Here is a 25917-nt window from a genome sequence, read left to right as displayed (position 1 = left end):
ATGTACGCCGGTACGGGGCCGTCAGGAAACCCCGTACCGGCGTACGGCTCGGGTGGTCACGGCTTCAGCAGGACCTTGCCGACCTTGGGATCACCGGAACCCACCAGTTCGATGGCCTCAGGGAACGCGGCCAGCGGCAGCTCGTGCGTGACCAGCGGGGACGGGTTCAGCAGGCCCGCGCCGAAGACCCGTACCGTGTGCGCCCAGGCCTCCGGCGGAGCCCCGAACACGGTGTGCACCTCGAGCTGCCGTACGACGAGATCGGTCGGGTCGAGACCCTCGGCGCCCGGCGCCGGGATCCCCGTGAGGACCAGGCGCCCGCCGCGCCGCAGCAGGGAGGCGGCGGTGCGCGCGGCGGACGCGGACCCGGCGGTCTCGATCACGACGTCGAAGTCGTCGGGGAGCTCCTGGTCCCTGGTGCGGAAGTCCGTGGCGCCGAACTCCCGTGACAGCGCCGCCCGGTCGGGGCGGGTGCCCACCACGAGCAGCTCGGCCGGGGAGCCCGCCTTCAGGAACTGCACGGCGAACATCCCGAGCGTTCCGGTGCCCACCACGGCCACGCGCTCACCGGGCCGCGCGTTCGCCTTGAGCGCGGCGGCCGCGATGCAGGCGGCCGGCTCCAGCAGGGCGGCGGCCGTCAGATCGGCGTCGTCGGGCAGGACGTGCAGCAGCCGTGCCGGCAGCGTCAGCGTGCCCGCCATCGCGCCCGGCCGGGTGAAACCGGTCTCCTCGTACCCGGCCGTGCACAACGTTGTCTCGCCCGCGTGGCAACGGTCGCAGACCTGGCAGTTGCGAAACCCCTCGCCGACGACCTTGCGGCCGACGAGCGTCGCCGGGACGCCGGTGCCGACCTCCTCGACGGTCCCGGACCACTCGTGACCCGGGGTCAGGGGATAGCGGACGTAGCCCTCGGGCCGGTTGCCCTGGTAGACCTCGCGGTCGCTGCCGCAGATGCCGACCGCGTGCACCCGCACGAGCGCCTCGCCCGCCGACGGCCGGACCGGCTCGTGCGGGACCATCCGGTGCTCGCCCGGACCCTCGACGAGGACCGCGGTGCTCACTTCGCCCCCTTGGGCTTGCGCTGCTCCCAGCCGTCGGCCCACAGGTCGAACCGGGCCTGCTGCTGCGGGAACTCGGCCGCCGCGTCGACGTCCAGCTCGACGCCGAGTCCCGGCTCGTGGGACAGCTCGAAGTAGCCGTCCACGACCTGCGGGGCACCCTTGACGACCTTCTTGATCTCCGCGTCGGCGAAGTCGTTGAAGTGCTCCAGGATCTTGAAGTTCGGCGAGGTGAAGCCGACCTGGAGGGAGGCGGCGGTCAGGACCGGCCCGCCGACGTTGTGCGGCGCGACCAGGACGTAGTGCGCCTCCGCGGTGGCGGCGAGCTTGCGGGTCTCCCAGATGCCGCCGATGTGGCCGACGTCGGGCTGGATGATGTCGACCGCCTGGCTCTCGAAGAGCTCGCGGAACTCGATGCGGTCGTGGATCCGCTCGCCCGTGGCGAGCGGCATGTCGACCTTGGCGGCCACCTTCTCCAGAGCCTTGAGGTTCTCCGGCGGCACCGGCTCCTCCAGCCACGCGGGCTTGAAGGGGGCGAGCTCGCGGGCGAGGCGGACGGCGGTGGACGGCGAGAAGCGGCCGTGCATCTCCAGCATCAGCTCGGTCTCGGGCCCGATCGCGTCGCGCACCGCCTCGATGAGCGACACCGAGTACAGCGTGGCCTCGTGGTCCAGCTCGAAGTGCCCGGTGCCGAAGGGGTCGATCTTGAGGGCCCGGTAGCCCCGCGCGACGACCTCCTGAGCGGCCTTGTGGTAGGCCTCCGGGGTGCGTTCGGTGGTGTACCAGCCGTTGGCGTAGGCCTTGACCCTGTCGGTGACCTTGCCGCCGAGGAGCTGCCAGACCGGCACCCCGAGCGCCTTGCCCTTGATGTCCCAGCAGGCCATCTCGATGACCGCGATGCCGGACATCACGATCTCGCCGGCGCGTCCGTAGTCGCCGTACTTCATCCGGCGGACCAGGTCCTCGACGGCGAACGGGTCGGAGCCGAGAATATGGTTGGCCTGCGCCTCGTGCAGATAGCCGATCAGCGCGTCGGTGTGGCCCAGCATGCGGGTCTCGCCGACCCCGGTGATGCCCTCGTCGGTGTGCACCTGGACGTAGGTCAGGTTCCGCCAGGGTGTCCCGACCACGTGTGTGGTGATTCCCGTGATGCGCACGGCAGATGCCCCCTGTGCTTTCAGCTCTGTTCGAAATTTCGTCACACGTTCGAAATGCTGGCGTGACAGTAAGGACGCGGCCCGGGGGGTGTCAATGGGTCGCGCATATAACGGTTTCGACGCGATGGGCGTCAGGTGGGCGTCAGGATGGCGGGGAATGTTCGGGGATGCCTGGGTCCGCCGGACCGGAATACTTGATTCCGCACAACATCTTCACAACTGCGCCTAGGAACGTTACCGGCGGTGACCCTAGTCTTCCCGCGTCATGGACTACTGCCACGTGTGCCGCAGGCACCTCAACGGCGCCCTCGCCTGTCCGGGGTGCGGTACCCCGGTCGACGAACTCGGCGCGGACGCCGAGGGGGCCGGCGCGCGCCCGCCGACGGGTGCGGACGCCGACGCGCACCAGGGCGAGGACGGCGACATCGAATGGCGTTCCCGGCGTGCCACGCGCCGGCGTGGCGGCCCCGTCGTGGACACGGAGGCCGGGAGTGAGGGTGACCGGCGGGGTCCGAAGGCTTCGGCCGGCACCAGCCGGCGTGACCGCAAGGCCGCCGCGCACCGCCGCCGGCGCCGCCGCACCCTGTACATAGCCGTCGGCTTCGTCATGGCGGCCGGAGGCCTGAGCCTCGCCGAACTCGGTGTCGACGCGCCCGGGCTCGGCCCCAGCCCCGCCGCGGCGGAGTCGCCCGACGGCTCGGCCTCACCGGCGGCGTCCTTGCTCAAGAAGAGCTCCCCCTCCAAGTCCCCCTCGGCCGGACGTACGTCCACCTCCTCGCCGTCGGCCTCCGGATCCGCCTCCGCCTCGCCCTCCGCGTCCGCGACGAGCGAGAAGAGCGCCGCGGGCGGCGGGCCCTCGGCCGCCGGCACCCTCCCGGGCCGGACCACCTCGGCCCCGGTGACGGCCTCCTCGGCCCCGGGCGCGTCGGCCCCCGCCACGACGGGCCCGACGACGTCGGCACCCACCCCGGCGCCCTCGTCCTCGGGCGACTGCAACCGCTTCCTGTGGTGGTGCGCGTAGCCGCGGGGGTGTTACCCGGTACGGGCTGACGACCTTTTCCGGTTTCTCAGATTTCTCAGGTTTCTCCGGTTTCCGGGGCTTCCGCGTTCTCCCCGTGTCCCCGGCGCTCGCGTCCTCAGGCTCCGTCGCCCACGCCGCCCGGGGCCTCGCCCAGCATGCGGCGCAGCAACTCGCGCAGGGCCAGCCGTTCCTGGTCCGAGAGCTCCGCCAGCGGTTCGCGGGCGAAGTCGAGCGAGTCGCGCAGCCCGCCGGCGATTCTGCGGCCCTCGGCCGTCGCCGCCGCCAGTTTCACCCGGCGGTCCGCCGGGTCGGGGCGGCGCTCCACCAGCCCCCGCGTCTCCAGCCGGTCCACGATCCCCGTGACGTTGGACGGCTCGCACCTCAGTTTCTGCGCCAGACGGCGCATCGGCAGCGGTTCCAGCGAGAGCAGGCTCAGCAGCCGCGCCTGCGCGCCGGTGAGGGCGTGTTCGGCGGCCGCGTCCTCGTACTCCTCGTGGTAGCGGGCCACGACCGTGCCGATCAGTTCGACGACCTCCATGGTCAGAGGGTCGATCCGTGGTCTCTTGTGGGTGGCCATGCCCTCGATCGTACCGCGTTACTTGACATCATGAAATATTCATGAGCATCGTTGTTTCAGGTACTCATTGTTTGAGGTACTGAAGCATTAGGTGTCGAAGCATCAAGTTCCGAAGCATCAAGTTCCGAAGCACTGTCCGCTCGCCGGTCACCGTGAAAGGCGCACCCTCATGTCCGAGACCCCCCAGCTTCCCTCCACCGGCCGTGAATGGCACCTGGTCAGCCGTCCGGTCGGCTGGCCCCAGCCCGCCGACTTCGCCCTGGTCGAGGCCGAGGTCCGGCAGCCGGGTCCGGGTGAGGTCCTGGTCCGGAACGCCTACGTCTCCGTCGACCCGTACATGCGCGGCCGCATGAGCGCCGCCAAGTCCTACGTCGCCCCCTTCGAGCTCGGCAAGACCATGCAGGGCGGCGCCGTCGGCGAGGTCATCGCCTCGAACGCCGAGGGCATCGAGCCCGGCGACCACGTGCTGCACTTCCTCGGCTGGCGCGAGTACGCCGTCGTGGACGCCAAGCAGGCCGTCAAGGTGGACCCGGAGGCCGCGCCGCTGTCGACCTACCTCGGCGTCCTCGGCATGACCGGCCTCACCGCGTACGCCGGGCTCCTGCGCACCGCCTCCTTCAAGGAGGGCGACTCCGTCTTCGTGTCCGGCGCCGCCGGTGCCGTCGGCAGCCAGGTGGGCCAGATCGCCCGGCTCAAGGGCGCCTCGCGCGTCATCGGCTCCGCCGGGTCCGACGAGAAGGTCAAGCTGCTCGTCGAGGAGTACGGCTTCGACGCGGCCTTCAACTACAAGAACGGCCCGGTCTCCCAGCAGCTCCGCGAGGCCGCGCCCGACGGCGTCGACGTCTACTTCGACAACGTGGGCGGCGACCACCTGGAAGCCGCCATCGGCTCGCTGAACCGGGACGGCCGCATCGCGGTCTGCGGCATGATCTCCGTCTACAACAGCACCGAGCCCGTCCCGGGCCCGCGGAACCTGGCCCGGCTGATCCAGACCCGCGGCCGCATCCAGGGCTTCCTCGTCGGCGACCACTACGACCTCCAGCAGGAGTTCGTGCGGGAGGTCGGCGGCTGGATCCGCTCCGGTGAGCTGAAGTACGCCGAGACGATCGTCGAGGGCATCGAGAACAACCTGGAGGCGTTCTTCGGCGTCCTGCGCGGCGACAACATCGGAAAGATGATCGTCAAGCTCTGACCCCGGCGGGGCGGCGGCGGACCGGGAACGGTGACCGCTTGCGAGGCGGCGGCGGACCGGGCGAGGACGGCCGCCGCCACCACGGGCTGTGGCCCGGCACGGCACCCCGATAGGGTCTCCCCATGCGCGATCTTGGGGTGGGTTTCGGCTATCTGCTGCGTGGCCAGCGGTGGGTGGCCCGGCACGGGAGGAGTTTCGGGTTCGGGCTGCTGCCCGGACTCGTCACGCTCGTTCTGTACGCGGCGGCGCTCGTCGCCCTCGGCGTGTACGGGGAGGACTTCGTCACCTGGGCGACGCCGTTCGCGGACGACTGGAGCAGCCCCTGGGACGGCCTCTTCCGCGGCTTCCTCACCGCCGTCCTGTTCGCCCTGGCACTCCTCCTCGCCGTCCTCACCTTCACCGCGGTCACCCTGCTCATAGGCCAGCCCTTCTACGAGAGCCTCTCGGAGAAGGTCGACCGCGACGTCTCCCCGGACGGCACGGCCCCCGAGTCCGGACTGCCGCTCTGGCGCGAGCTGTGGATCTCCGCGCGCGACAGCCTCCGTGTCCTCGTGCGGGCCCTCGTGTGGGCGGTCCTCCTCTTCGCGCTCGGCTTCGTCCCGTTCATCGGCCAGACCGTCGTGCCGGTGCTCGGCTTCTTCGTCACGGGCTTCTTCCTCACCGAGGAACTCGTCGCCGTCGCCCTGCAGCGCCGCGACGTCGACCTGCGGACGCGCCTCACGCTGCTCCGCTCCCGCAAGGCGCTGGTCTGGGGCTTCGGCACCCCGCTGGGCCTCTCCTTCCTCGTCCCGTTCGTCGCGGTGTTCCTGATGCCGGGAGCGGTCGCCGGCGCCACCCTGATGGCACGGGACCTGCTCGGCGAGGAGATCCGCGAGGGCGGCGACGCCGACGAGGACTCCGAGGAGGCGTCCGAGGAGCAGAGCACCGCCCCCTGACCGGCCCGCACGCCGCAGGCGCCACGCTCGTCCGCAGCAGTGAAGCGCCCCCGGCGGATCCCGGGAGCGCTCAGTTCCCGCCCAGCAGCCGCTCCCCGTACTCGGCGCGCAGCGCCACGGCCATGTTCGCGCGTACCGCGCCGTAGCGCCGGGTGAAGAACTCACGGGCCGGGTGCCCCTCCGTGACACTCTCGCCGAGCGGGGCCGAGAAGGTCTGGATGATCCCGGGCCGCATGGCGTTGTACTCGACCAGCGAGACGAGCAGATCGGCCCGCCAGGGAGTGTCCGGCAGGGCGTCCCACTGGTCCCGCTCTACAGGTGGCCGATGCACGATGGGGGCGACCGACGGTTTTCGACGAGGAGGTGCCGGCATGGCGGACACTGCTGTGGAAACGGCGGAGGGCGCGGAGGGTGCGGAGGCGGACGCGGCCCGGGAGGCCGTCGTCGAGGCGGCGCTCGGCCGGCTCGGCCTGGACGCGAAGGCCCGGCTGCTGTCCGGGCGGAACATGTGGACGCTGCCCGAGCTCCCCGAGATCGGGCTGAAGTCCCTCGTCATGTCCGACGGCCCGATCGGCGTCCGCGGTGTCCGCTGGACCGCCGACGACCCCTCCGTGGCGCTCCCCTCGCCCACCGCCCTCGCCGCCTCCTGGGACCCGGAGCTGGCCCGCCGGGTCGGCACGCTGCTCGCCCAGGAGGCGCGCCGCAAGGGCGTCCACGTGCTGCTCGCCCCCACCGTCAACCTGCACCGCTCACCACTCGGCGGCCGCCACTTCGAGGCCTACAGCGAGGACCCGTTCCTGACCGGCGCGATCGGCGGCGGCTACGTCCGCGGCGTGCAGTCCGGCGGCGTCGCCACCACCGTCAAGCACTTCGTCGCCAACGACGCCGAGACCGACCGCTTCACGGTGAACAACCTCGTCTCCGAACGCGCCCTGCGCGAGCTGTACCTGGCGCCCTTCGAGACCATCGTCGAGAAGGCCCGTCCGTGGGGCGTCATGACCGCCTACAACTCGGTCAACGGCACGACCATGAGCGAGCACCGTCGTCTCGTGAACGACGTCCTGCGCGGCGAATGGGGCTTCGACGGGGTCAACGTCTCCGACTGGATGGCGGCCCGCGACACCAGGGCCGCGATCGAGGGCGGCCTCGACGTCGCCATGCCCGGCCCCCTCACCGTCTACGGAGAACCGCTCGCCGCCGCCGTGCGCGCCGGGGAGGTGGCGGAGGCCACGGTCGACGCGGCCGTCCGCAACGTGCTCCGGCTCGCCGCCCGTGTCGGCGCCCTGGAGGGTGCCGAACCCGTCGTGACCGGGGCGCCCGCGGCCGTGGACGGGGAGGCACTGGCCCGGGAGGTGGCCCGCCGCTCCTTCGTCCTCGTCCGCAACGAAGGAGCCCTGCCGCTCCCCGCGGGCCACCGGGTCGCCCTCATCGGCGCCGCCGCCCGTGACGCCCGCGTCCTCGGCGGCGGCTCGGCCACCGTCTTCCCCGCCCGGATCGTCTCGCCCCTCGACGGCCTCACCGCCGCCCTCGCCGAGGGCACGGTGACCTACGCCGTGGGTGCCGACCTCGCCGTCGAACTCCCTGTCGCGGACAAGGGGTTCGAGCTGCGCGCGGTGTGCCGTGACGCCGCCGGCGAGGTCGTCGCCACCGTCTCCGCCCCGAACGGCCAGATCCAGTGGATGGGCGACGACCTGCCCGCGGGGGTCACCCTCCCCCAAACTCTCGACTCCGCTCGAGCAGGGGGTACCCCCACGAACCTGCACAGCGTCGAACTCACCGGCACCTTCACCCCGCGCGAGTCCGGCCCGCACACCTTCGGCGTCAAGGGCCTCGGCGCGTTCACCCTCACCGTCGACGGCACGACGTACTTCGACGACGTCCAGGGCGCCGCCAAGGACGACCCGTTCGTGACGTTCTTCGGCGCCCCCGTTCCGCGCGGCCGGGCGGAACTCGCCGCGGGCGAACCGGTGGAGGTCTCCCTCACCCATGTCGTCACGGTCCCCGAGGGCGTCCCGATGAAGGTCGTCGGCTTCTCCCTCGCCCACCAGGAGCCCGTGCGTGACGCCGGTGAACTGATCGCCGAGGCGGTCGAGGCGGCCCGCGCCGCCGACACCGCCGTCGTCGTGGTCGCCACCACCGACCGCGTCGAGTCCGAGGGCTTCGACCGCGCCGACCTCGGGCTCCCCGGCCGTCAGGACGAACTGGTCCACGCCGTGGCCGCCGCCAACCCGAACACCGTCGTGATCGTCAACTCCGGCTCCCCGGTGGAACTCCCGTGGCGCGACGAGGTCGCCGCCGTGCTCCTGAGCTGGTTCCCGGGGCAGGAGGGCGGCGCCGCCCTCGCCGACGTCCTCACCGGCGCCCACGAGCCGGGCGGCCGCCTCCCCACCACCTGGGGCTCCCTGGCCGATGCCCCGGTCACCCGGGTCCGTCCGGCGGACGGCGAACTCCCTTACTCCGAGGACGTCTTCATCGGCTACCGCGCCTGGGAGAAGGCGGGCAGGACCCCCTCGTACCCCTTCGGGCACGGTCTCGGCTACACCGACTGGACGTACGAGTCCATCGAGGTCGAGGGCACCACCGTCACCGTCCGTGTCCGCAATTCCGGTCGGCGGGCCGGGCGCGAGGTCGTGCAGGTCTACCTCGCCCCGGTGGAACCCGGCACCGGCCGGCCCGCGCGGGCGCTCGCCGGATTCGCCGGAGTCGAGGCCGCCCCGGGCGAGAGCGTCGAGGCCGTCGTGGAGCTCCCCCACCGCGCTTTCGAGGTCTGGGACACCGCGACGGACATGTGGGCGTTTGTGAAGGGTTTGTACGAGGTTCAGGCAGGTCGTTCCCTTCTGGACCGCCGTCTGAGCACGATCATCGAGGCGTAAGCATCGCGCCCCCCTTCGGTCGGCCCCGGCCCGGAACCTGACATCCGGACCGGGGCCCGCCGTTTTCTCCCGCGACGCCCTCGGGGACCGCCCTTCGGGACCGCCTCCGGGACCACCCTTGGGTGCCGGTCGCCCTAGGGCCGTACGGAGAACCCGTACACCGTCTGCGACCGGTACACCGCGCCCGGCCGCAGCTCGGTGCTCGGGAAGTCCGGCCGGTTCGGGGAGTCGGGGAAGTGCTGGGTCTCCAGCGCGATGCCGTCGTTGGGGGCGAAGGGCTCGCCGAGGTGGTCCGCGGTGTAGAGCTGGAGACCGGGTTCGGTGGTCGCGACCGTGAGCACCCGCCCGGACGCCGGGTCGTACAGCTCGGCCACCTCCACCGGATCGGCGGTGAGCCCCTTGTCGAGCACGTAGTTGTGGTCGTATCCCGCGCCGGTCTTGCGGGGCTCGCGGAAGTCGAAGCGGGTGCCCTCGACCGGGTCGAGCTCCCCGGTCGGAATGAGGTTGTCGTCCACCCTGGTCAACCCCGAGGCGTCGAGCCGTAGTTCGTGCCCGAGCGCGCTGCCGGAGCCGGCGAGGTTCCAGTACGTGTGGTTCGTCAGGTTCACCACGGTCGGCGCGTCGGTGACCGCCTCGTAGGCGATCCGCAGAGCGCCCCGCTCGTCCAGCGTGTACGCCGCCGAGACCTCCAGGCGCCCCGGGAAGCCCTCCTCGCCGTCCGGGCTGACCCGGGAGAGCCGGACCCCGTGTTCGAGCGGCTCCGCGTCCCACACGCGCTTGTCGAAACCGCCGTCGCCGCCGTGCAGCGAGTTGGGCCCGTTGTTCGGCTCCAGGCGGTGGGTCACCCCCTCCAGGGTGAAGCGGGCGCCCCCGATCCGGTTCGCGTACCGCCCGACCAGCGCGCCGAGATACGGCGCGGGATGGGCCGTGTACCCCTCCAGGGCGGAAAAGCCCAGGGTCACGTCCACGGCCCGCCCGTCCCGGTCCGGCACCTCGGCCGACTGCACGATCCCGCCGTACGTGAGCACACGCACCCGGACCCCGGCGCGCTCCAGCGTCCATCGGTGGACCGGTGTGCCGTCGGAAAGTGTGCCGAAAAGTTCACTCATGAGGGAAACCCTAGGTCACGGGCTCGCGTGCCGTGACGGTCCGGTAGGCGATCTCCGCGAGTCGCGCCTGACCGTCCCTGCTCGGATGGAACCAGTCCCAGTGGCTCAACTGGTCCGCGCCGAAGCGGTAGTCGAAGACGGCGTTCCCGTCGAAGCGGCAGCGCCGGTCCTTGGCGCACACCTCGCGCAGCACCTGGTTGTACGCCTTCACCCGGTCCCGTACCTGGCCCCGCCGCAGGGTCGCCGCCGCGTTCAGCGAGTCCGCGTCCCCGAGCATCGAGGGGCAGATGCCCAGCTTCCACACCTGCTTGCCCAGCGCGCTGCCGCGCCCCTCGGACCAGAGCCGCCTCAGATCCGGCACGCTCGACACGTACACCTGCGTCTTGGGCAGAGCCCGCCGCAGCGTGTCCAGCGCTTCCTGGAACTCGGCGCGGAAGTCGGCGACGGACGTCATCGCCGAGGCGGAGGACCGGCACGCGTCGTTGGCACCCGCCATCACCGTGACCAGCTCCGGCCCGCGGGTCGCCGCCTCGGCCATCTGACCGGGAAGGTCCGCCATCCGCGCTCCGGTCACCGCGTAGTTCCAGCTCCGCTCGGCCGCCCCGGTCGTGCCGAGCAGCCGTACGGCGAGAGAGTCGACCCGCGGATCACTGCCCGTCGCCCACGACACCTCGGGGCAGTCGGACAGCACACTGCACGCGTCGAAACCGCGCGTGATCGAGTCGCCGACCGCGGCCATGGAGTCCGGGCTGCGGTCCCAGACCGGCGTGGGCTTCGCCGACGGCCGGAGCTTCGCGGTCCCGCCGGGCGCCGAGGAGTCGCAGGAGGCGGTGCCCAGGAGAGCCGCCGCCGCGGCGGCGGCGAGGACGGCCCGCCAACGGTGGCTGCGATTCCGCATCCCCTGGTCTCCTCGTTCGTTGTACAGGGTTGGTCGGCACCCGCTCCGCGCGGTCGGTCGCACCACGTCGTACACGGTCGGTCGCACCGCGATTCCGCGGTGTGCCCGGCTCCGCCCGGAAGGCGGGCCCGGAGTCCCGGCAGGGAGTCCGGACACGTCCCGCCGGGTGAAACCTCGGAGGTTCACGGCGCTTGGACCGACGGTACGTCACACTCCTTGCGCCGCCGCAGGGTAGCCTCGCCACGTGGCCGCCCTGCCACTGCCGTTCCGCTAAGTTACAAGATGTCTCGCTCTGTCCGGAGGCCCCAGTGACGACACGTGGAGTTCTCTACGTGCACTCCGCGCCCCGCGCGTTGTGTCCGCATGTCGAGTGGGCGGTCGCGGGGGTGCTGGGCACGCGCGTCAACCTCGACTGGATCCGGCAGCCCGCCGCGCCGGGCACCTGGAGATCCGAGTTCTCCTGGAAGGGCGAGGTGGGCACCGCCTCCAAGCTCGCCTCCGCGCTGCGCGGCTGGCACCTGCTGCGCTTCGAGGTCACCGCCGAACCCTGCCCCACCGCCGAGGGCGAGCGCTACAGCTGCACCCCTGAGCTCGGTATCTTCCACGCCGTCACCGGCATCCACGGCGACATCCTCATCCCCGAGGACCGGCTGCGCGCCGCGCTCCTGCGCTCCCAGCGCGGCGAGAGCGACCTGGAGGCCGATCTCGCCAAACTCCTCGGCAAGCCCTGGGACGACGAACTGGAGCCCTTCCGCTACGCGGGCGAGGGCGCCCCGGTCCGCTGGCTGCACCAGGTGGTGTGACGCGCGGTGGCATGACGCTCCGTCAGGGGCGGTGACGCCACCGGACGCCGTACGGAAGGGGAAACCGGCGTCAGACCGAACGGAACGCCAGCACCACGTTGTGCCCACCGAAGCCGAACGAGTCGTTCAGCGCGGCGATACGGCCCTCGACGGGCAGCTTGCGGGCCTCGCCGCGCACGATGTCGGCGGCGGCCTCGGCCTCGGGGTCGAGGTTCTCCACATTGATGGTCGGCGGCGCGAGACGGTGGTACAGGGCAAGTACGGTCGCGACCGACTCGACGCCACCGGCGCCACCGAGGAGGTGACCGGTCATCGACTTCGTCGCCGAGACCGCGAAGTGGTCGGCGTCGTCGCCGAACACCTTGCGCAGCGCCTTCAGCTCGGCCACGTCACCGGCCGGCGTCGAGGTGGCGTGCGCGTTCACGTGCACGATCTCGGCCGGGTTCAGGTCGGTGTTGTCGAGCAGACTCTGCAGGGCGTGCGAGATGCCGCGGCCCTCGGGCTCCGGCTGCACGATGTCGTGCGCGTCGGCCGAGATGCCCTGGCCGACCGCCTCGGCGTACACCCGGACGCCACGCTTGGCGGCGTGCTCGGCGGACTCCAGGACGAGCACGCCGGCGCCCTCGCCGAGGACGAAGCCGTCACGGGCGACGTCGTAGGGGCGCGAGGCACCCTCGGGGTCGTCGTTGTTCTTGGACATCGCCATCATGTTGCCGAACGCGGCGATGGGAAGCGGGTGGATGGCCGCCTCGGTGCCACCGGCGACGACGACGTCGGCGCGGCCCGTGCGGATCATCTCGATGGCGTAGCCGATGGCCTCGGCGCCGGAGGCGCAGGCGGAGACCGGGGTGTGCACACCGGCGCGGGCGCCCACGGCGAGGCCCACGTTGGCGGACGGACCGTTCGGCATCAGCATCGGAACGGTGTGCGGGGAGACACGGCGTACGCCCTTCTCCTTCAGCACGTCGTACTGGTCGAGCAGGGTCGTCACACCACCGATGCCGGAGGCGATGACGGTGCCCAGCCGGTCGGGGTCGACGCTCTGGTCCTCGCCCGCCTTGTCGGTGAAACCGGCGTCGGCCCAGGCCTCCTTGGCCGCGATCAGCGCGAACTGCGCCGAGCGGTCCAGTCGGCGGGCCTGCGGGCGGGGAATGACCTCGCCCGGCTCAACGGCGATCTGTGCCGCGATACGGACAGCCTGGTCGGCGGCCCACTCCTGCTCGAGGGGGCGGACGCCGGAACGTCCGGCGACCAGGCCCTCCCAGGTAGAGGCTGCGTCGCCACCCAGCGGTGTGGTTGCGCCGATACCGGTGACGACCACGGTGCGATTGGTCGGGCTCACGGGAATTCTTTCTCCAACGGATACGAGGATTCAGCGGCGCCACCGCCGGGTGGCGGGGCATCAGCCCGGGGGAACCAGGGCACGCGGCCCCGGCGGCCCCGGACGGTCGGCCCAGGTGACCGGAAGATCAGGCCTGGTGCTTGAGGATGTAGTCGGTCGCGTCGCCGACGGTCTTGAGGTTCTTGACGTCGTCGTCCGGGATCTTGACGTCGAAGCGCTCTTCGGCGGCGACGACGACCTCGACCATGGACAGCGAGTCGACGTCCAGGTCGTCGGTGAAGGACTTGTCCAGCTGGACGTCCTCGGTGGGGATCCCGGCGATCTCGTTGACGATCTCGGCGAGACCTTCGACGATCTCTTCCTGAGTGGCGGCCATGTCAGGCGCTCCTTCGGTGTGTTTCCAGAGGGGTGGCGATTTTCCGTACGGACCGGATGATCCGGTACGGAGTGCCTAGGGGAGGGTAACGACCGTCGCGGCGTACACGAGACCCGCCCCGAAGCCGATGACGAGCGCGGTGTCGCCGCTCTTCGCCTCACCGGTCGCCAGGAGCCGCTCCATCGCGAGCGGGATCGAGGCGGCCGAGGTGTTGCCGGTGGTGCGCACGTCACGCGCGACCGTGACGTGTCCCGGCAGTTTCAGCGTCTTCACCATCGAGTCGATGATCCGCTCGTTGGCCTGGTGGGGAATGAAGACATCCAGGTCGTCCGAGCTGATCCCGGCCGCGTCCAGCGCCTGCTGGGCGACCTTCGCCATCTCGAACACGGCCCAGCGGAACACCGCCTGGCCCTCCTGCGTGATGGCAGGGAACTTGATCTCGCCCTTGGAGTCGAGCGGGAGATTGGAGACGTCGCCGACCTTGAAGCGGTCCCACGTCACGGTCTGCTTGATCGTGCCGGCCTTGTCGCCCTCGCTGCCCCAGACGGTCGGGCCGATGTGCGGCTCCTGGGAGGGACCCACGACGACCGCGCCCGCGCCGTCGCCGAACAGGAAGGCCGTCGCGCGGTCCTCCAGGTCGGTGAGGTCGGACAGCCGCTCCACGCCGATGACGAGGACGTACTCCGCCGAACCCTCGACGATCATGCCCTTGGCGAGGGTCAGGGCGTAGCCGAATCCCGCGCAGCCGGCCGAGATGTCGAAGGCCGCGGCCTTGTTCGTGCCGAGCTTGTCGGCGATCTCGGTGGCGATGGCCGGGGTCTGCGCGAAGTGCGACACGGTGGAGACCACCACGGCGCCGATCTGGTCGGCGTTGATCCCGGCGTCGGCGATGGCCTTGCCGGACGCCTCGATCGACATCGCGGCCACGGTCTCCTCGTCGGAGGCCCAGTGCCGGGTCTCGATGCCGGAGCGCGAACGGATCCACTCGTCGGAGGAGTCGATCGTCTCCAGGATCACCTCGTTGGGCACCACCCGGACGGGACGGTAGCCGCCGACGCCGAGGATGCGCGCGAACGGAGCGCCCTTGGGTGCCTTGATCTTCGTCATGCTCTCGGGCTCCTCAGGCGGCGCCGTGCTCGGCGATGAGCTCGCGAGCCGCGTCCAGGTCGTCGGGGGTCTTCAGGGCCAGCGTCGTGACACCGGGCAGCGCGCGCTTGGCCAGACCGGTCAGCGTGCCGCCGGGGCACACCTCGATCAGCGCGGTCGCGCCCAGTTCCTGGAAGGTCTCCATGCACAGGTCCCAGCGGACCGGGTTGGCGACCTGGCCGACCAGGCGGGAGACGACCTCGGCACCGGAGGCGACGACCTGGCCGTCGCGGTTCGAGACGTACGTGACCCGCGGGTCGCCCGGAGTCAGGTCCTCGGCGGCCTTCGCCAGCGCGTCGACCGCGGTGGCCATGTGGTGCGTGTGGAACGCGCCCGCCACCTTCAGGGCCACGACCCGCCGGACACCCTCGGGCTTGTCCGCCTCCAGCGCGGCGAGCTGCTCCAGCGTGCCGGCGGCCACGATCTGGCCGGCGCCGTTCACGTTCGCCGGGGTCAGCCCGAGCTTCTCCAGGTGCGCGACCGTCGTGTCGGGGTCACCGCCGAGCAGCGCCGACATACCGGTCTGCGTGATGGCGGCGGCGTCCGCCATCGCGAGGCCCCGCTTGCGTACGAGGTCCAGCGCGGCGGTGTCGTCGAGCACTCCCGCGAACGCGGCCGCGGTGATCTCGCCGACGCTGTGACCGGCGACGGCACCGGGGGTCACGTCACCGAGGGCCGCGGCGGACAGGAGACCGGCGGCGACCAGGAGCGGCTGCGCGACGGCCGTGTCACGGATCGCGTCCGCGTCGGCCTGGGTGCCGTAGTGGGCAAGGTCCAGCCCGATGGCGTCCGACCACGCGGCGAGGCGTTCGGCGGCGCCGGGGAGGTCGAGCCAAGGAGTCAGGAAGCCGGGCGTCTGAGCGCCCTGGCCGGGAGCGACGAGTACGAGCACTCTCACACTCTCTCTTGTGGACGGCCACGGCCGCCCGTGGGGACAGGGACGAAGAACACGAGGGGGAATTGTAGGGGCCCGACAAAAGCCTAGGTTTGTGGATCTCCAGCGGCCAGACGCCCCAGGATCAGCGCGATCCGCAGCGTGAACGCCGATCGAACATCCGAGGGCGACCAGCCGGTGACGTCAGTCACACGTCGGAGCCGGTAGCGCACGGTGTTGGGATGGACGAACAGCATCCGGGCCGCGCCTTCGAGGCTGCTCGCCTGTTCCAGATAGACGCTGAGTGTCTCCAGGAGCGCCGAGCCCGCCTCCTCCAGCGGTCTGTAGATCTCCTCCACCAACTGCTCGCGGGCCGACGGGTCTCCGGCGATCGCGCGCTCCGGCAGCAGATCGTCCGCCAGTACCGGGCGGGGGGCGTCCTGCCAGGCGAAACACGCCTTGAGCCCGGCCGCCGCGGCCTGTGCCGACCGGGTCGCGGCCAGCAGATCGGGCACGATCGGGCCCGCGACGACCGATCCGGCGGCGTACGGACCGATCAGCGACTTGGCGACGGCGAGCGGGTTGTCGCTGCCGCCGGCGATGACGACCAGCCGGTCCCCGAGCACCCCTGTCAGCACCTGGAGCTTGGCGTGCCGGGCCGCCCGCCGGATCGCCTCGACGGTCAGCTCACTGTCACCGTCGGGTGCCGTGCCCAGCACCACGCAGACATGTTCGGGCGAGTTCCACCCGAGCGCGGCGGCCCGGGAGACGGCGCCCTCGTCGGCCTCGCCGGAGAGCACCGCGTTCACGACGAGCGACTCGAGCCGGGCGTCCCAGGCGCCGCGTGCCTCCGCCGCCTGCGCGTACACCTGGGCGGTGGCGAAGGCGATCTCACGGGCGTACACGAGGAGCGCCTCGCGCAGCACGGACTCGTCGCCGGGTGCCGCCACCTCGTCGATGGCCGATTCCATGACCTCGATTGTCGTCCGCACCATCTCCACCGTCTGGCGCAGCGTGATGGCCCTGGTCAGCTCGCGTGGCGCGGTGCCGAAGACGTCCGTGGAGATGGCCTGCGGGGCGTCCGGGTGCCGGAACCACTCCGTGAAGGCCGCGATGCCGGCCTGGGCGACCAGCCCGATCCACGACCGGTTCTCCGGTGGCATGGCCCGGTACCACGGCAGCGTCTCGTCCATCCGCGTGATGGCCTGGGCGGCGAGACTGCCGGCCGACTTCTCCAGCCGCTTGAGGGTCGCGGTGTGCGAGTCGACGTCGTGCGCAGAGCGCTCGGTGTTGCTGGCTTCGGGTTCGGGCACGGGACAAGACTGCCTTATCCGGACGGAGCTGTGCGGCGGCGGGTCGCAAGTAAGCAAGGAGCCGCCGCCGGGCCGGGGCTACGGTGGTGAGGTGATGGACGTCCGCCGCGCCGACGAGCGCTACCGCGGAGGGGACCCGGCGGCCGGGATCTCCTCGCTCCACGCCTTTTCCTTCGGCCCGCACTACGACCCCGACAACCTCCGCTTCGGCGCGGTCATCGCCTGCAACGAGGAGCGGCTCGCCCCGGGCGCCGGCTTCGACGAGCATCCGCACAGCCACACCGAGATCGTCACCTGGGTGGTGGAGGGCGAGCTGACCCACCGCGACTCGAGCGGGAACGAGTCGGTGCTGCGGCACGGCGACGTCCAGCGGCTGAGCTCGGCGGGCGGAGTGCGGCACGTCGAGCGCAACGACGGCGAACTGCCGCTGGTCTTCGTCCAGATGTGGCTGGCCCCGCTGGAACCGGGCGGCGACCCCGCGTACGAGACCGTCCGCGGCATCGCCGACTCCACCCCGTACGCCGTCCCCGAGGCGGGCGCCATGCTCCATGTGCGCCGGCTGACGGCGGGCGAGCGCACGGCGGTCCCGGACGGGTCCTACGTGTACCTCCACGTCGTGCGCGGCGAGGTCCGGCTGGACGGTGTGGAGCTGGGGGAGGGGGACGCGGCCCGGATCACGGACGCGAAGGACCTGGAGCTGGTCGCGGGGGCCCCGGCGGAGCTGCTGGTGTGGGAGATGGCGGTCGGCTGACGCGGCCGAACCGCGTCAGGAGGCGAGGTCGGCCAGTACCGCGTCCGTGAACGGCGTCCACGCCTCGATCGCCCAGGACCCGAAGTTCCGGTCGGTCAGCGCGACGCAGGCGGCGCCCACGGCCGGGTCGACCCACAGGAACGTACCGGCCTGCCCGAAGTGGCCGAAGGTGCGCGGCGAGGACGCGTTCCCCGTCCAGTGCGGCGACTTGGAGTCACGGATCTCGAAGCCGAGCCCCCAGTCGTTGGGGCTCTGGTGGCCGTACCCCGGAAGGACGCCCTTGGTGCCGGGGTACTGGACGGTCGTCGCCTCCGCGACCGTGCGCGGGTCCAGCAGCCGGGGGGCCTGGAGCTCGGCCGCGAAGCGCACGAGGTCGTCCACCGTCGAGACACCGTCCCTCGCGGGCGAGCCGTCCAGCGTCGTCGCGGTCATGCCGAGCGGTTCGAGGACCGCCTGACGCAGATACTCCGCGAAGGGCATGTCCGCCGCCTTGGCGATGTGGTCCCCGAGCACCTCGAAGCCGGCGTTGGAGTACAGCCGCCGCTCCCCGGGCGTGAAGGTCGCCCGGTGCCCGTCGAAGGCCAGACCCGAGGTGTGCGCGAGCAGATGGCGGACCGTCGAACCGGCGGGCCCGGCGGGTTCGTCGAGCTCGATCGCCCCCTCCTCGTACGCGACGAGCGCGGCGTACGCGGCGAGCGGCTTGGTCACGGACGCCAGCGCGAACCGGTGCCCACCCGGCCCGTGCGCCCCGGCCACACTGCCGTCCGCCCGGACGACCGCGGCCGCGGCGGTGGGAACGGGCCAGTTCGAGATCAGCGCCAGGCTCTGCAAGGACATGCCCCGAGCCTAAGCGGCTCAGAGGCGCAGCCGCATCGAGGGGTCCGGCTTGCGGACGAACCCGAGGGCCGCGTAGAGCGGCTCGGCCTCGGCGGAGGCGTTGAGGTCGACCTGGACGACACCGCGCTCACGGAACCAGCCGAGGAGCGTCTCCACGCAGGCGCGGGCGTAGCCGCGGCGCCGGGCGCCCGGATCGGTGGCGACGCTGAAGACGTACCCCGTCGCGCCGTGCGGATTGTCCGCCCGCCCGATCCGGTACTCGACCGTCCCGGCGACGAGCGCCGCGAGGGTGCCCGGCCGCTCCGGGTGGTCGATCACGAAGGCGGCGAAGGATTCCCCGGCATCGGCGAGTCTCGCGCGTACGGTCGGCAGCGACGCGGCGTGCCACGCGCTGGAGGAGCCCGCCTCGAAGACAGAGTCGATCATCACCTGGCGCAGGCGCAGCACTTCGGAGGCGTCCTCGGGCGTGGCGCGGCGTACGAGACTCATGATCCGCACGGTAACCATCGTCTCCCGGCCATGTCCTGGGGTTTTCGGCCGGTTCGGCTTGCCTGGAGTGGACTCCAAGGTTTTAGCGTGGGGGCATGACGGTGATGGAGACCACAGCCGGGGCCACCGGGACCGACACCTGCGTCGAGACCCCCGAACAAGAGCCGCGGCGCCCGGACGGCCGGGACAACTACACGATCAGCGAGGTCGTCGCCTTCACCGGCCTCAGCGCGCACACCCTGCGCTGGTACGAGCGCATCGGGCTGATGCCGCACATCGACCGTTCGCACACCGGCCAGCGCCGCTACAGCAACCGTGACCTGGACTGGCTGGGCCTCGTCGGCAAGCTCCGGCTCACCGGGATGCCGGTCGCCGACATGGTCCGCTACGCGGAGATGGTGCGCGCCGGCGACCACACGTACGGGGAGCGCTACGAGCTCCTGGAGGCGACCCGCCGGGACGTCCGGGCCCGGATCGCCGAGCTCCAGGACACCCTGGCCGTGCTCGACCGGAAGATCGGCTTCTACGGGGACGCGGGCCGCGCCCTCGCATCGGAGCGCTCCTGACGCGAGGGCACCCTCCCCGGTGCCGGCCCGCTAGAGCTGGGCGAGCAGTTCCGCCTTCTTCACGGAGAACTCCTCGTCCGTGACGAGCCCCGCCTCGTGGAGCTCCCCGAGATGCCGGATCCGGTCGGCGATGTCGGCCGGGTCGCGGTGCGGCGCCGGGACCGCGGCCACCGGAGCGGGACTCGCGGAGCGCGCGGCGGCGAGCACGGCCGCCGCGAACGGCAGCGACTCGTGGACGGGCCCGTACCCGAGCCCGAAGACGACCGCGGCCGGGTCCTGGTCCGCCTGCGCGGGATGCGCCGGGGCGGGATCCCGCCGCAGCAGCCGCAGATGCCCCTCGAACACCTCGGGGGAGCGCCACTCGACCCCGCACAGCGAGGAGACCGGGAAGGTCTGGTCGCCGGCCTTCCACTTCGCCGAGGACGCGCCCGTCCAGAACCACCGGAAGGACACCGTCTTGCCGTCGAAGGCGGCCTTCCCGTCGTAGGCCTTGAAGGTCAGGGGCCCCTCGGGCGGCTTCACGAGAAAGCGCTCGGCCGGCTCCTCGTCGGTGGTGAGCTGTCCGCGCAGCTCGTCCGCGTAGTACTCGGCGAGTGTCTCGCGGTCGGCGGGCAGCACCAGCCGATAGGGGTCGCACCCCTCCTTGAGCTGTCCCGCGGCCGCTTCCATCAGCGGATCGGCGCCGGGCCTCGGCACCGCACGCAGAACGACCGTGCCTCGCTTCCCGGGCGTCAGCGTCACCGCCGCGATCGCCTCCAGGGGGATACGGCGTTCGCCGAGCGCCTGGAACAGCTTCGGTGAGCGGATCCCCCGTTCGAAGCGGATGAGCACGGAGTCGGACTCGAACTCCCAGGCGGCATGAAATCCGGCCAGTACGTCACCCATGCGGGCCATCGTATGCGGCACGCAAGCCTCCGTCGCCTCTCTGGGCGGACCGCAGTTTTTCGTCCTCTACGCGCGTCAGGCCGACGCACCGGCGGACAAACCCGTCCGGCAGGCGTCATCATCACGCGCGCAGCTGACGGCGCGGTACGCACCGATCCCGATCTCCGCGAAGTTGCGGAGACTCTCCGTACCCGGCTCGAAGTAGCCGGCGTGCCCCTTCGCCCCCTCGGCCGACAGCAGGCGCGCCCCGAACCCCTTGGACACCGGGTCCGCGCCGTGCCCGAGGCCGCCGACCTCCATGTGCGGCACGTCCTTGATCCAGTCGTCCGCGTCGCGCATCGCCCAGACCCGGGCGGTGGTGTGCAGGTTCGCCGCCTTCGCCACCCGCATGCCGGGGCTGCCCGCCACCGCAATGTCGGAGACCCGGGCGGGCAGCGACGAGGCGGCCACCCCGCACAGCACCGAGCCGTAGCTGTGGCAGTACAGCGCCACCTCGGAGGTGCCCGGCAGCGCCCGCAGCAGCGCGTTCAGCCGTACCGCGCCGTCCTCGGCCCGCATGGCGGTGGCCGAGTCGATGCCCAGACCGTTGGGCGTCGTGTAGTCGGCCCACGCGATCACGGCCGTACGGGTGCCCGGATCCGCCGCGCGCTCCGCCTCGTACAGCGAACCCGCCATGCCGACCGGCGCCGAGTACTGCTTGAACGTGCGCTGGAAGGTGAGCAGGTCGGTGTCGACACCGGGGACCACGACCGAGACGCGGCTCGCCCTGTCGAGGTCGCCGAAGACCTCGGCGACCCGGCCCGAGCCGTTGGGGTCGAAGGCGAGGATCTTGCGGCCCTCGTGCAACAGCGCTTCGTAGCGGTGCATGCGGCGGCCCGCGTCGTACTGGCCGACCGAGGACAGCCGGTTGTCGTGCATGCGCCCGCGCTCGACCGTGCGCTCGTGCTTGAGCGCGAGACGGTTCGCCGCGTAGCGCAGGGTCACCGGCGCCCCGTTCATGTTGCCGACCGCGAGCGGGTAGCGGTGCGCGAGCTTCGAGCGCTGCTGCGTGTCGAGCGTGGTGAAGAAATGCGTCAGCACTCCCGGAGCGGAGTCCGGGTCGGGCAGCTTGTGCCCGGCCATGCTGCCGCGCTCCCACGCGGAGCGGGACGACTGGAGCGGAGAGGCTGCCCGATGGCTGTGGAGCGCGGTCCAGCCACTGGTGGCCAGCATCACGAACACCACGGCCAGCGCGAGCAGAGCGCGCCAGACGTTGAGTTGGGGGGTGGTGTCGAAGGAAGTCACTGAGAGGACACCCTAGGAGAAGTGAAGAGCCTCCCGTTACACGAGTGACTGGGATCACGTTTCTGATGGGGCGATTGGGGCAAACCGGGTTCAGTTTGAGTTAAATGGTGACACTGTGTACGTGCTTTTCTGCTATGCGTGTGCGATATGTGACGCTCCGTACGGGGGTGTTGTGAAGGTCCGGAAGCTCTCACGGAGCGTTGCGCGAGGGCGTCACCCGGACAACGGGCGCGCGCGTGCGCGAGGTTTCCGTACGCGGACATGCGCCGATCGACGTACGTGAAGGGCGCCGGATCGCGTAGGCGGGCCTCACCGCGGCGCGGGGCCCCACTTCTCCGCCAACGCGGGCCCCACATGGTCGAGATAGGTCGCGGTCAGCTCGCGGATCGCCTCGACGCTGGTGTCCTCGCCCGCCCCCCACCGGCGGCCCGTGACCCGCATCACCCCGCCGAACACCGCGACCGCGATACGCGGGCGAGGGTCCGTGTCCACGTCGAGGCCCTCGCGCTCGGCGATGAGCCGCGCGATCTCCTCCTCGATCTCCTCCGAGCGGCGCAGATGCACCGCGAGCAGCGCGGGAGTCGATTCGATCAATTGATAGGTGCGCATGTGCAGTTCGATGGGCACCACCTCCTCGATCGCCTCGCCGATGGTGTCCCAGCTCTCCAGAACGGCGCGACGCAGCGCCTCCAACGGCGCCTCGTGGGGCGGGCGTTCGCGCACCGCCGCGATGAAATGCGACTCCGAGAGCCGCTGGAGGAACAGGGCCGCGTCCTCCTTGCCGGCGAAGTAGCGGAAGAAGGTGCGCTGGGAGACGTCGACGGCCTCGGTGATCTCGTCGACCGTGGTCCGCTCGTAACCCTGGGTGGTGAACAGTTCCAGGGCGGCCCGCAGCAGTGCGTCCCGGGTGCGCTGCTTCTTACGCTCCCGCAGCCCGGGGCGCGGCGCCACCGGCTCCGCCCCGTCCGCCGGCTCGGTCCGCTCCGCCGTCCCGGCCGTGCCCGGCGTGTCCGCCGTCCCGGCCGCGTCAGCCTCCCCGGCCGTGTCGGCCGTGTCCACCGTCTCCGTCATGGTGTCGCGTTCTCTCCCAACCGAACTGTTCGCCCAGTTCAGCCTATCTGTGAGTGACGTGACAGTTACCGACTTGTGAATCGGTTTGTCAATTGTCAGCGACTGTCACTAGCCTCGAAAAATGACTAGTCAGACCACCATCGACAAGACGGGCCCGGAGGACAAGACTCCGGTCGCGTCATTGGACCAGGCCCCGTCCACGGGCCTGCGCGGCCATCCGTGGTTCACCCTCATCACCGTGGCCGTCGGGGTCATGATGGTGGCCCTGGACGGCACCATCGTCGCCATCGCCAACCCGGCGATCGCCAAGGACCTCGGCGCGACCTTCGCCGACGTCCAGTGGATCACCAACGCCTACTTCCTCGCCCTCGCGGTCTCCCTCATCACCGCGGGCAAGCTCGGCGACCGCTTCGGCCACCGCCAGACGTTCCTGATCGGCGTGACCGGCTTCGCCGCCGCGTCCGGCGCGATCGGCCTGTCGCACAGCATCGCGTTCGTGGTCACCTTCCGCGTCTTCCAGGGTCTGTTCGGCGCGCTGCTCATGCCGGCCGCCCTCGGCCTGCTCCGCGCCACCTTCCCGGCCGAGAAGCTGAACATGGCGATCGGCATCTGGGGCATGGTCATCGGCGCCTCCACCGCGGGCGGCCCGATCCTCGGCGGTCTGCTCGTCCAGCACGTGAGCTGGCAGTCGGTGTTCTTCATCAACGTGCCGGTCGGCGCCATCGCGCTCGTCCTCGGTGTGCTGATCCTCAAGGACCACCGCGCCGAGAACGCCCCGCGCTCCTTCGACCTGCCCGGCATCGCGCTGCTCTCCGGCGCCATGTTCTGCCTGGTCTGGGCGCTCATCAAGGCCCCGGCCTGGGGCTGGGGCGACGTCAAGACCTGGTCCTTCCTCGGCGCCTCGGTCCTCGGCTTCGTGCTCTTCGCCCTGTGGGAGAAGCGCGTCAAGGAACCGCTGATCCCGCTCGGCCTCTTCCGCTCCGTCCCGCTCTCGGCGGGTGTGGTGCTGATGGTGCTCATGGCCATCGCGTTCATGGGCGGCCTGTTCTTCGTGACGTTCTACCTCCAGAACGTGCACGGCATGAGCCCGGTCGACGCGGGCCTGCACCTGCTGCCGCTCACCGGCATGATGATCGTCGGCTCCCCGCTCGCGGGTCTGGCCATCACCAAGCTCGGCCCGCGCATCCCGCTCGCGGGGGGCATGGCGGCCACCGCGATCGCCATGTACGGCATGTCGACGCTGGAGGCCGACACCTCCAGCGGGCTGATGTCCATCTGGTTCGCCCTGCTCGGCTTCGGCCTCGCGCCGGTCATGGTCGGCGCCACCGAGGTCATCGTCGGCAACGCCCCGATGGAGCTCTCCGGTGTCGCCGGCGGTCTCCAGCAGGCCGCCATGCAGATCGGCGGCAGCCTCGGTACGGCCGTGCTCGGTGCCGTGATGGCGTCGAAGGTCGACAACGACCTCGCGGGCAACTGGGCCGGGGCCGGTCTGCCCAAGCTCACCGACGCGCAGCAGGCCCTGGCCTCGCAGTCCGTGCAGCAGGGCTTGGCGCCGGTCGCCAAGGGAACGCCGGAGGCCATCGCCGCGAAGATCTCGGCGGTCGCGCACGACACGTTCATCTCCGGCATGAGCCTCGCGTGCCTCGTGGCCGCGGTCGTGGCCGTCGTGGCCGTCTTCGTCGCGCTGCTCACCAAGCGCGGCGAGAACGCCGAGGCCGGCGCGGGCGTCGGTCACATCTGAGGGTTCCGCCCCCACACACAGGCCCGCCCGGGATTCGGGCGGGCCTGTCGGCGTGAAACGGGGGTACCCGGTCCATCGACCCGAACCGACCGACAGGTCACGGGAGTTCAGGAGTAGATGATGGCGGGCTTCGGAAACGGTACGCGCAGGCACCCCCGTTCACGTGGCCGTACAGGCTCACGGACCGGGCCGGACAGCGCGACCCTGGGCATCGTCGGCACCGTGTGCGCGGTGGCCGGCTTCTTCGCCCTGGGGATCGTCCTCGGGCCGGCCGCGATGGTCTGCGGCTGGCTCGCGATGGGCCGCCGCTGGACCGGCTCGGGGCCGGTGCCGGCGCTGATCGCGCTGGTGCTGGGAGCGATCGACACACTCCTGGCGGTCATCTGGCTGGGCGGCGGACCGGGCAACGGCCTGCTCTGACGCCGGCGGGGACCGAACCGGATACGGGCCCGCGCGCCGCCCGAGCGGCACGCGGGCCCACCGGCTTGTACGGGCGGCCCGGACGACGCGTACGCGCGGGCCCACCGGTTGGTACGGGCGGGCTCGTCGGTGCGTACGAACGGGCCCACCGGCTGTACGGGCAGCCCCACCGGCCCCTACGGGCGGTGCCGCGCCCCCGGACTGCGTGGCGGTCCGGCAACCCCCGGCCACGCGGGCGGCCCGGGGTGCTGGACGGCCCCCGGCCACGCGGGCGGCCGTACCGCTATGTGGGGGAGTGCTCCTCCGGCCCCGCCGCCGCCAAGGGATACGGCAGGATTCCCGGGCCGCCGGTCAGGGCGGCGACCTCGGCCCGCAGCGCCCGCACCTCGGCCGTGAGCGCCTCGATCGCCGCGGTCTGCCGCCGCTCCTCCACGTCGTCCTTCTCGAACCGCGAGATGAACCAGGCGGCGATGTTCGCGGTGACCACACCGAGGAGCGCGATTCCGGAGAGCATCAGCCCGACCGCGAGGACACGGCCCATCCCCGTCGTCGGGGCGTGATCGCCGTACCCGACGGTCGTCATCGTCGTGAACGACCACCACACCGCGTCACCCAGCGTCTTGATGTTCCCGTTCGGGGAGTCCCGCTCCACCGACAGCACGGCCAGCGAGCCGAACATCAGCAGCCCGACGACCGCGCCCCCGACGTACGTCGTCAGCCGTATCTGGGAGGCCATCCGGGCGCGCCGCCCGACCAGCGTCAGCGTGGAGACGAGCCGCAGCAGCCGCAGCGGCTGGAGGATCGGCAGGATCACGGCGCACAGGTCCATCCAGTGGCCGCGGACGAACGCCCGCCGCTGCGGGGCGAGAGCGAGCCGCACGAGGTAGTCGGCCGCGAAGGCCCCCCACACCACCCACTCCACGGCCGTGCAGGTGGACGTGACGGTGCGGCCGGCGTCGCTGTCCACGATCGGCACGGCGTAGGCGAGGGCGAACGCCACCGCGAGGACGAGCAGGGGCCGCTGGGTGCGCAGCTCCCAACGGGCCTGCGCCGATTCTTCGTTCATGCCCGCATCGTATAAAGAAAACGGGTGTTGGGGGGGGGGGGGGCCCCCCCCCCCCCCCCCCCCCCCCCCCCCCCCCCCGGGCCCCCCCCCCCCCCCCCCCCCCCCCCCACACCCCCCCCGGGCGCGCGCCCCG

The 25917-nt window shown here is 71.6% G+C and carries 25 protein-coding genes and 1 pseudogene; 9 read left to right on the top strand and 17 right to left on the bottom strand.

Annotated elements, in window-relative coordinates; genetic code table 11:
- Positions 1-56: 56 nt before the first annotated feature.
- Together ACFXGX_RS29835 and ACFXGX_RS29830 are read right to left on the bottom strand one after the other, a co-directional pair.
- The gene (locus ACFXGX_RS29835; protein WP_384796941.1) at positions 57-1061 is read right to left on the bottom strand and encodes a zinc-binding dehydrogenase; all 1005 of its coding nucleotides are present in this window, start codon (positions 1059-1061) and stop codon (positions 57-59) included.
- Positions 1058-2215, bottom strand: coding sequence for a mandelate racemase/muconate lactonizing enzyme family protein (locus ACFXGX_RS29830; RefSeq protein WP_384796938.1), 1158 nt, complete (start codon positions 2213-2215; stop codon positions 1058-1060). Before ACFXGX_RS29830 ends, ACFXGX_RS29835 begins: the two co-directional genes overlap by 4 nt.
- A gap of 265 nt (positions 2216-2480) precedes the next feature.
- Here ACFXGX_RS29830 and ACFXGX_RS29825 point away from each other — a divergent pair, with 265 nt between their 5' ends.
- Complete coding sequence (locus tag ACFXGX_RS29825; protein WP_384796935.1) at positions 2481-3236, top strand: hypothetical protein; 756 nt, start codon at positions 2481-2483, stop codon at positions 3234-3236.
- Positions 3237-3351: 115 nt separating this feature from the next.
- Here the strand turns inward: ACFXGX_RS29825 and ACFXGX_RS29820 are convergent, their stop codons facing one another.
- Positions 3352-3813 (bottom strand): MarR family winged helix-turn-helix transcriptional regulator, encoded by a 462-nt coding sequence (locus tag ACFXGX_RS29820; protein WP_384796932.1) that lies wholly within the window; start codon positions 3811-3813, stop codon positions 3352-3354.
- 169 nt (positions 3814-3982) lie between these two features.
- Between ACFXGX_RS29820 and ACFXGX_RS29815 the strand changes: the two genes are divergently transcribed.
- Both ACFXGX_RS29815 and ACFXGX_RS29810 read left to right on the top strand, forming a co-directional pair.
- Positions 3983-5005, top strand: coding sequence for an NADP-dependent oxidoreductase (locus ACFXGX_RS29815; RefSeq protein WP_384796929.1), 1023 nt, complete (start codon positions 3983-3985; stop codon positions 5003-5005).
- A gap of 122 nt (positions 5006-5127) precedes the next feature.
- Entirely contained in the window at positions 5128-5940 is an 813-nt protein-coding gene (locus tag ACFXGX_RS29810) for an EI24 domain-containing protein (protein WP_384796926.1), read from the top strand.
- A gap of 76 nt (positions 5941-6016) precedes the next feature.
- On the opposite strand, the pseudogene ACFXGX_RS29805 reads toward ACFXGX_RS29810, so the two are convergent.
- Positions 6017-6253, bottom strand: a pseudogene (locus tag ACFXGX_RS29805) (TetR family transcriptional regulator); the annotation flags it as partial.
- A 58-nt stretch (positions 6254-6311) separates the two neighbouring features.
- Here ACFXGX_RS29805 and ACFXGX_RS29800 point away from each other — a divergent pair.
- Complete coding sequence (locus tag ACFXGX_RS29800; protein ID WP_384796923.1) at positions 6312-8813, top strand: glycoside hydrolase family 3 protein; 2502 nt, start codon at positions 6312-6314, stop codon at positions 8811-8813.
- Positions 8814-8947: 134 nt separating this feature from the next.
- Here ACFXGX_RS29800 and ACFXGX_RS29795 read toward each other — a convergent pair whose 3' ends face one another.
- The gene (locus ACFXGX_RS29795) at positions 8948-9922 is read right to left on the bottom strand and encodes an aldose epimerase family protein (protein ID WP_384796920.1); all 975 of its coding nucleotides are present in this window, start codon (positions 9920-9922) and stop codon (positions 8948-8950) included.
- 10 nt (positions 9923-9932) lie between these two features.
- Positions 9933-10820: an SGNH/GDSL hydrolase family protein gene (locus tag ACFXGX_RS29790; protein ID WP_384796917.1), complete on the bottom strand. Its 888-nt coding sequence runs from the start codon at positions 10818-10820 to the stop codon at positions 9933-9935.
- A gap of 308 nt (positions 10821-11128) precedes the next feature.
- Here ACFXGX_RS29790 and ACFXGX_RS29785 point away from each other — a divergent pair, with 308 nt between their 5' ends.
- Positions 11129-11623, top strand: coding sequence for a DUF3145 domain-containing protein (locus tag ACFXGX_RS29785; protein WP_261702513.1), 495 nt, complete (start codon positions 11129-11131; stop codon positions 11621-11623).
- Positions 11624-11693: 70 nt separating this feature from the next.
- Here the strand turns inward: ACFXGX_RS29785 and fabF are convergent, their stop codons facing one another.
- From fabF to ACFXGX_RS29760, 5 genes are all read right to left on the bottom strand, one after another.
- Positions 11694-12965, bottom strand: a complete 1272-nt coding sequence (fabF, locus tag ACFXGX_RS29780; protein ID WP_384796914.1) for a beta-ketoacyl-ACP synthase II — start codon at positions 12963-12965, stop codon at positions 11694-11696.
- Positions 12966-13092: 127 nt separating this feature from the next.
- Positions 13093-13341, bottom strand: coding sequence for an acyl carrier protein (locus ACFXGX_RS29775; RefSeq protein WP_028800941.1), 249 nt, complete (start codon positions 13339-13341; stop codon positions 13093-13095).
- A 75-nt stretch (positions 13342-13416) separates the two neighbouring features.
- Positions 13417-14448, bottom strand: coding sequence for a ketoacyl-ACP synthase III (locus ACFXGX_RS29770; protein ID WP_384796911.1), 1032 nt, complete (start codon positions 14446-14448; stop codon positions 13417-13419).
- Positions 14449-14461: 13 nt separating this feature from the next.
- The gene (locus ACFXGX_RS29765; RefSeq protein WP_384796908.1) at positions 14462-15379 is read right to left on the bottom strand and encodes an ACP S-malonyltransferase; all 918 of its coding nucleotides are present in this window, start codon (positions 15377-15379) and stop codon (positions 14462-14464) included.
- Between the two features lie 89 nt (positions 15380-15468).
- Positions 15469-16674 (bottom strand): PucR family transcriptional regulator, encoded by a 1206-nt coding sequence (locus ACFXGX_RS29760; protein ID WP_384796905.1) that lies wholly within the window; start codon positions 16672-16674, stop codon positions 15469-15471.
- 94 nt (positions 16675-16768) lie between these two features.
- Between ACFXGX_RS29760 and ACFXGX_RS29755 the strand changes: the two genes are divergently transcribed.
- Positions 16769-17425 (top strand): pirin family protein, encoded by a 657-nt coding sequence (locus ACFXGX_RS29755; RefSeq protein WP_384796993.1) that lies wholly within the window; start codon positions 16769-16771, stop codon positions 17423-17425.
- Positions 17426-17440: 15 nt separating this feature from the next.
- Here ACFXGX_RS29755 and ACFXGX_RS29750 read toward each other — a convergent pair whose 3' ends face one another.
- The gene (locus ACFXGX_RS29750; RefSeq protein WP_384796903.1) at positions 17441-18262 is read right to left on the bottom strand and encodes a serine hydrolase domain-containing protein; all 822 of its coding nucleotides are present in this window, start codon (positions 18260-18262) and stop codon (positions 17441-17443) included.
- 18 nt (positions 18263-18280) lie between these two features.
- Positions 18281-18751 (bottom strand): GNAT family N-acetyltransferase, encoded by a 471-nt coding sequence (locus ACFXGX_RS29745; RefSeq protein WP_384796900.1) that lies wholly within the window; start codon positions 18749-18751, stop codon positions 18281-18283.
- A gap of 95 nt (positions 18752-18846) precedes the next feature.
- On the opposite strand from ACFXGX_RS29745, the gene ACFXGX_RS29740 reads away from it, so the two are divergent.
- Positions 18847-19317: a MerR family transcriptional regulator gene (locus ACFXGX_RS29740; protein ID WP_384796897.1), complete on the top strand. Its 471-nt coding sequence runs from the start codon at positions 18847-18849 to the stop codon at positions 19315-19317.
- 30 nt (positions 19318-19347) lie between these two features.
- Here the strand turns inward: ACFXGX_RS29740 and ACFXGX_RS29735 are convergent, their stop codons facing one another.
- The 3 genes from ACFXGX_RS29735 to ACFXGX_RS29725 form a co-directional block, all read right to left on the bottom strand.
- Complete coding sequence (locus ACFXGX_RS29735; RefSeq protein ID WP_384796991.1) at positions 19348-20211, bottom strand: DUF4429 domain-containing protein; 864 nt, start codon at positions 20209-20211, stop codon at positions 19348-19350.
- A 66-nt stretch (positions 20212-20277) separates the two neighbouring features.
- Positions 20278-21486 carry an alpha/beta hydrolase gene (locus ACFXGX_RS29730; RefSeq protein WP_384796894.1) on the bottom strand — a complete coding sequence of 403 codons (1209 nt, stop codon included), beginning with the start codon at positions 21484-21486 and terminating at the stop codon, positions 20278-20280.
- A gap of 309 nt (positions 21487-21795) precedes the next feature.
- Positions 21796-22557: a TetR/AcrR family transcriptional regulator gene (locus ACFXGX_RS29725; protein WP_384796891.1), complete on the bottom strand. Its 762-nt coding sequence runs from the start codon at positions 22555-22557 to the stop codon at positions 21796-21798.
- A 121-nt stretch (positions 22558-22678) separates the two neighbouring features.
- On the opposite strand from ACFXGX_RS29725, the gene ACFXGX_RS29720 reads away from it, so the two are divergent.
- The gene (locus tag ACFXGX_RS29720; RefSeq protein WP_384796889.1) at positions 22679-24298 is read left to right on the top strand and encodes an MFS transporter; all 1620 of its coding nucleotides are present in this window, start codon (positions 22679-22681) and stop codon (positions 24296-24298) included.
- Positions 24299-24415: 117 nt separating this feature from the next.
- Complete coding sequence (locus ACFXGX_RS29715) at positions 24416-24718, top strand: small hydrophobic protein (protein ID WP_384796886.1); 303 nt, start codon at positions 24416-24418, stop codon at positions 24716-24718.
- A 283-nt stretch (positions 24719-25001) separates the two neighbouring features.
- Here ACFXGX_RS29715 and ACFXGX_RS29710 read toward each other — a convergent pair whose 3' ends face one another.
- On the bottom strand, positions 25002-25784 hold the full coding sequence (locus ACFXGX_RS29710; RefSeq protein WP_384796883.1) for a potassium channel family protein: 783 nt from the start codon (positions 25782-25784) through the stop codon (positions 25002-25004).
- Positions 25785-25917: the final 133 nt, after the last annotated feature.

Origin of the sequence: Streptomyces sp. NPDC059371, assembly GCF_042751995.1 — a bacterium.
Taxonomy (GTDB): domain Bacteria; phylum Actinomycetota; class Actinomycetes; order Streptomycetales; family Streptomycetaceae; genus Streptomyces.
This window is presented reverse-complemented; position numbering and strand designations above follow the sequence as displayed.

What these genes read in the sequence shown, in the direction of transcription:
- ACFXGX_RS29755 (WP_384796993.1), top strand. Translation starts at nt 16,769, where the DNA reads ATGGACGTCCGCCGCGCCGACGAGCGCTACCGCGGAGGGGACCCGGCG.
- ACFXGX_RS29800 (WP_384796923.1), top strand. Translation starts at nt 6,312, where the DNA reads ATGGCGGACACTGCTGTGGAAACGGCGGAGGGCGCGGAGGGTGCGGAG.
- ACFXGX_RS29750 (WP_384796903.1), bottom strand. Translation starts at nt 18,262, where the DNA reads ATGTCCTTGCAGAGCCTGGCGCTGATCTCGAACTGGCCCGTTCCCACC.
- ACFXGX_RS29820 (WP_384796932.1), bottom strand. Translation starts at nt 3,813, where the DNA reads ATGGCCACCCACAAGAGACCACGGATCGACCCTCTGACCATGGAGGTC.
- ACFXGX_RS29735 (WP_384796991.1), bottom strand. Translation starts at nt 20,211, where the DNA reads ATGGCCCGCATGGGTGACGTACTGGCCGGATTTCATGCCGCCTGGGAG.
- ACFXGX_RS29810 (WP_384796926.1), top strand. Translation starts at nt 5,128, where the DNA reads ATGCGCGATCTTGGGGTGGGTTTCGGCTATCTGCTGCGTGGCCAGCGG.
- ACFXGX_RS29715 (WP_384796886.1), top strand. Translation starts at nt 24,416, where the DNA reads ATGATGGCGGGCTTCGGAAACGGTACGCGCAGGCACCCCCGTTCACGT.
- ACFXGX_RS29745 (WP_384796900.1), bottom strand. Translation starts at nt 18,751, where the DNA reads ATGAGTCTCGTACGCCGCGCCACGCCCGAGGACGCCTCCGAAGTGCTG.
- ACFXGX_RS29795 (WP_384796920.1), bottom strand. Translation starts at nt 9,922, where the DNA reads ATGAGTGAACTTTTCGGCACACTTTCCGACGGCACACCGGTCCACCGA.
- ACFXGX_RS29725 (WP_384796891.1), bottom strand. Translation starts at nt 22,557, where the DNA reads ATGACGGAGACGGTGGACACGGCCGACACGGCCGGGGAGGCTGACGCG.
- ACFXGX_RS29710 (WP_384796883.1), bottom strand. Translation starts at nt 25,784, where the DNA reads ATGAACGAAGAATCGGCGCAGGCCCGTTGGGAGCTGCGCACCCAGCGG.
- ACFXGX_RS29740 (WP_384796897.1), top strand. Translation starts at nt 18,847, where the DNA reads ATGACGGTGATGGAGACCACAGCCGGGGCCACCGGGACCGACACCTGC.
- ACFXGX_RS29770 (WP_384796911.1), bottom strand. Translation starts at nt 14,448, where the DNA reads ATGACGAAGATCAAGGCACCCAAGGGCGCTCCGTTCGCGCGCATCCTC.
- ACFXGX_RS29775 (WP_028800941.1), bottom strand. Translation starts at nt 13,341, where the DNA reads ATGGCCGCCACTCAGGAAGAGATCGTCGAAGGTCTCGCCGAGATCGTC.
- ACFXGX_RS29790 (WP_384796917.1), bottom strand. Translation starts at nt 10,820, where the DNA reads ATGCGGAATCGCAGCCACCGTTGGCGGGCCGTCCTCGCCGCCGCCGCG.
- ACFXGX_RS29815 (WP_384796929.1), top strand. Translation starts at nt 3,983, where the DNA reads ATGTCCGAGACCCCCCAGCTTCCCTCCACCGGCCGTGAATGGCACCTG.
- ACFXGX_RS29720 (WP_384796889.1), top strand. Translation starts at nt 22,679, where the DNA reads ATGACTAGTCAGACCACCATCGACAAGACGGGCCCGGAGGACAAGACT.
- ACFXGX_RS29825 (WP_384796935.1), top strand. Translation starts at nt 2,481, where the DNA reads ATGGACTACTGCCACGTGTGCCGCAGGCACCTCAACGGCGCCCTCGCC.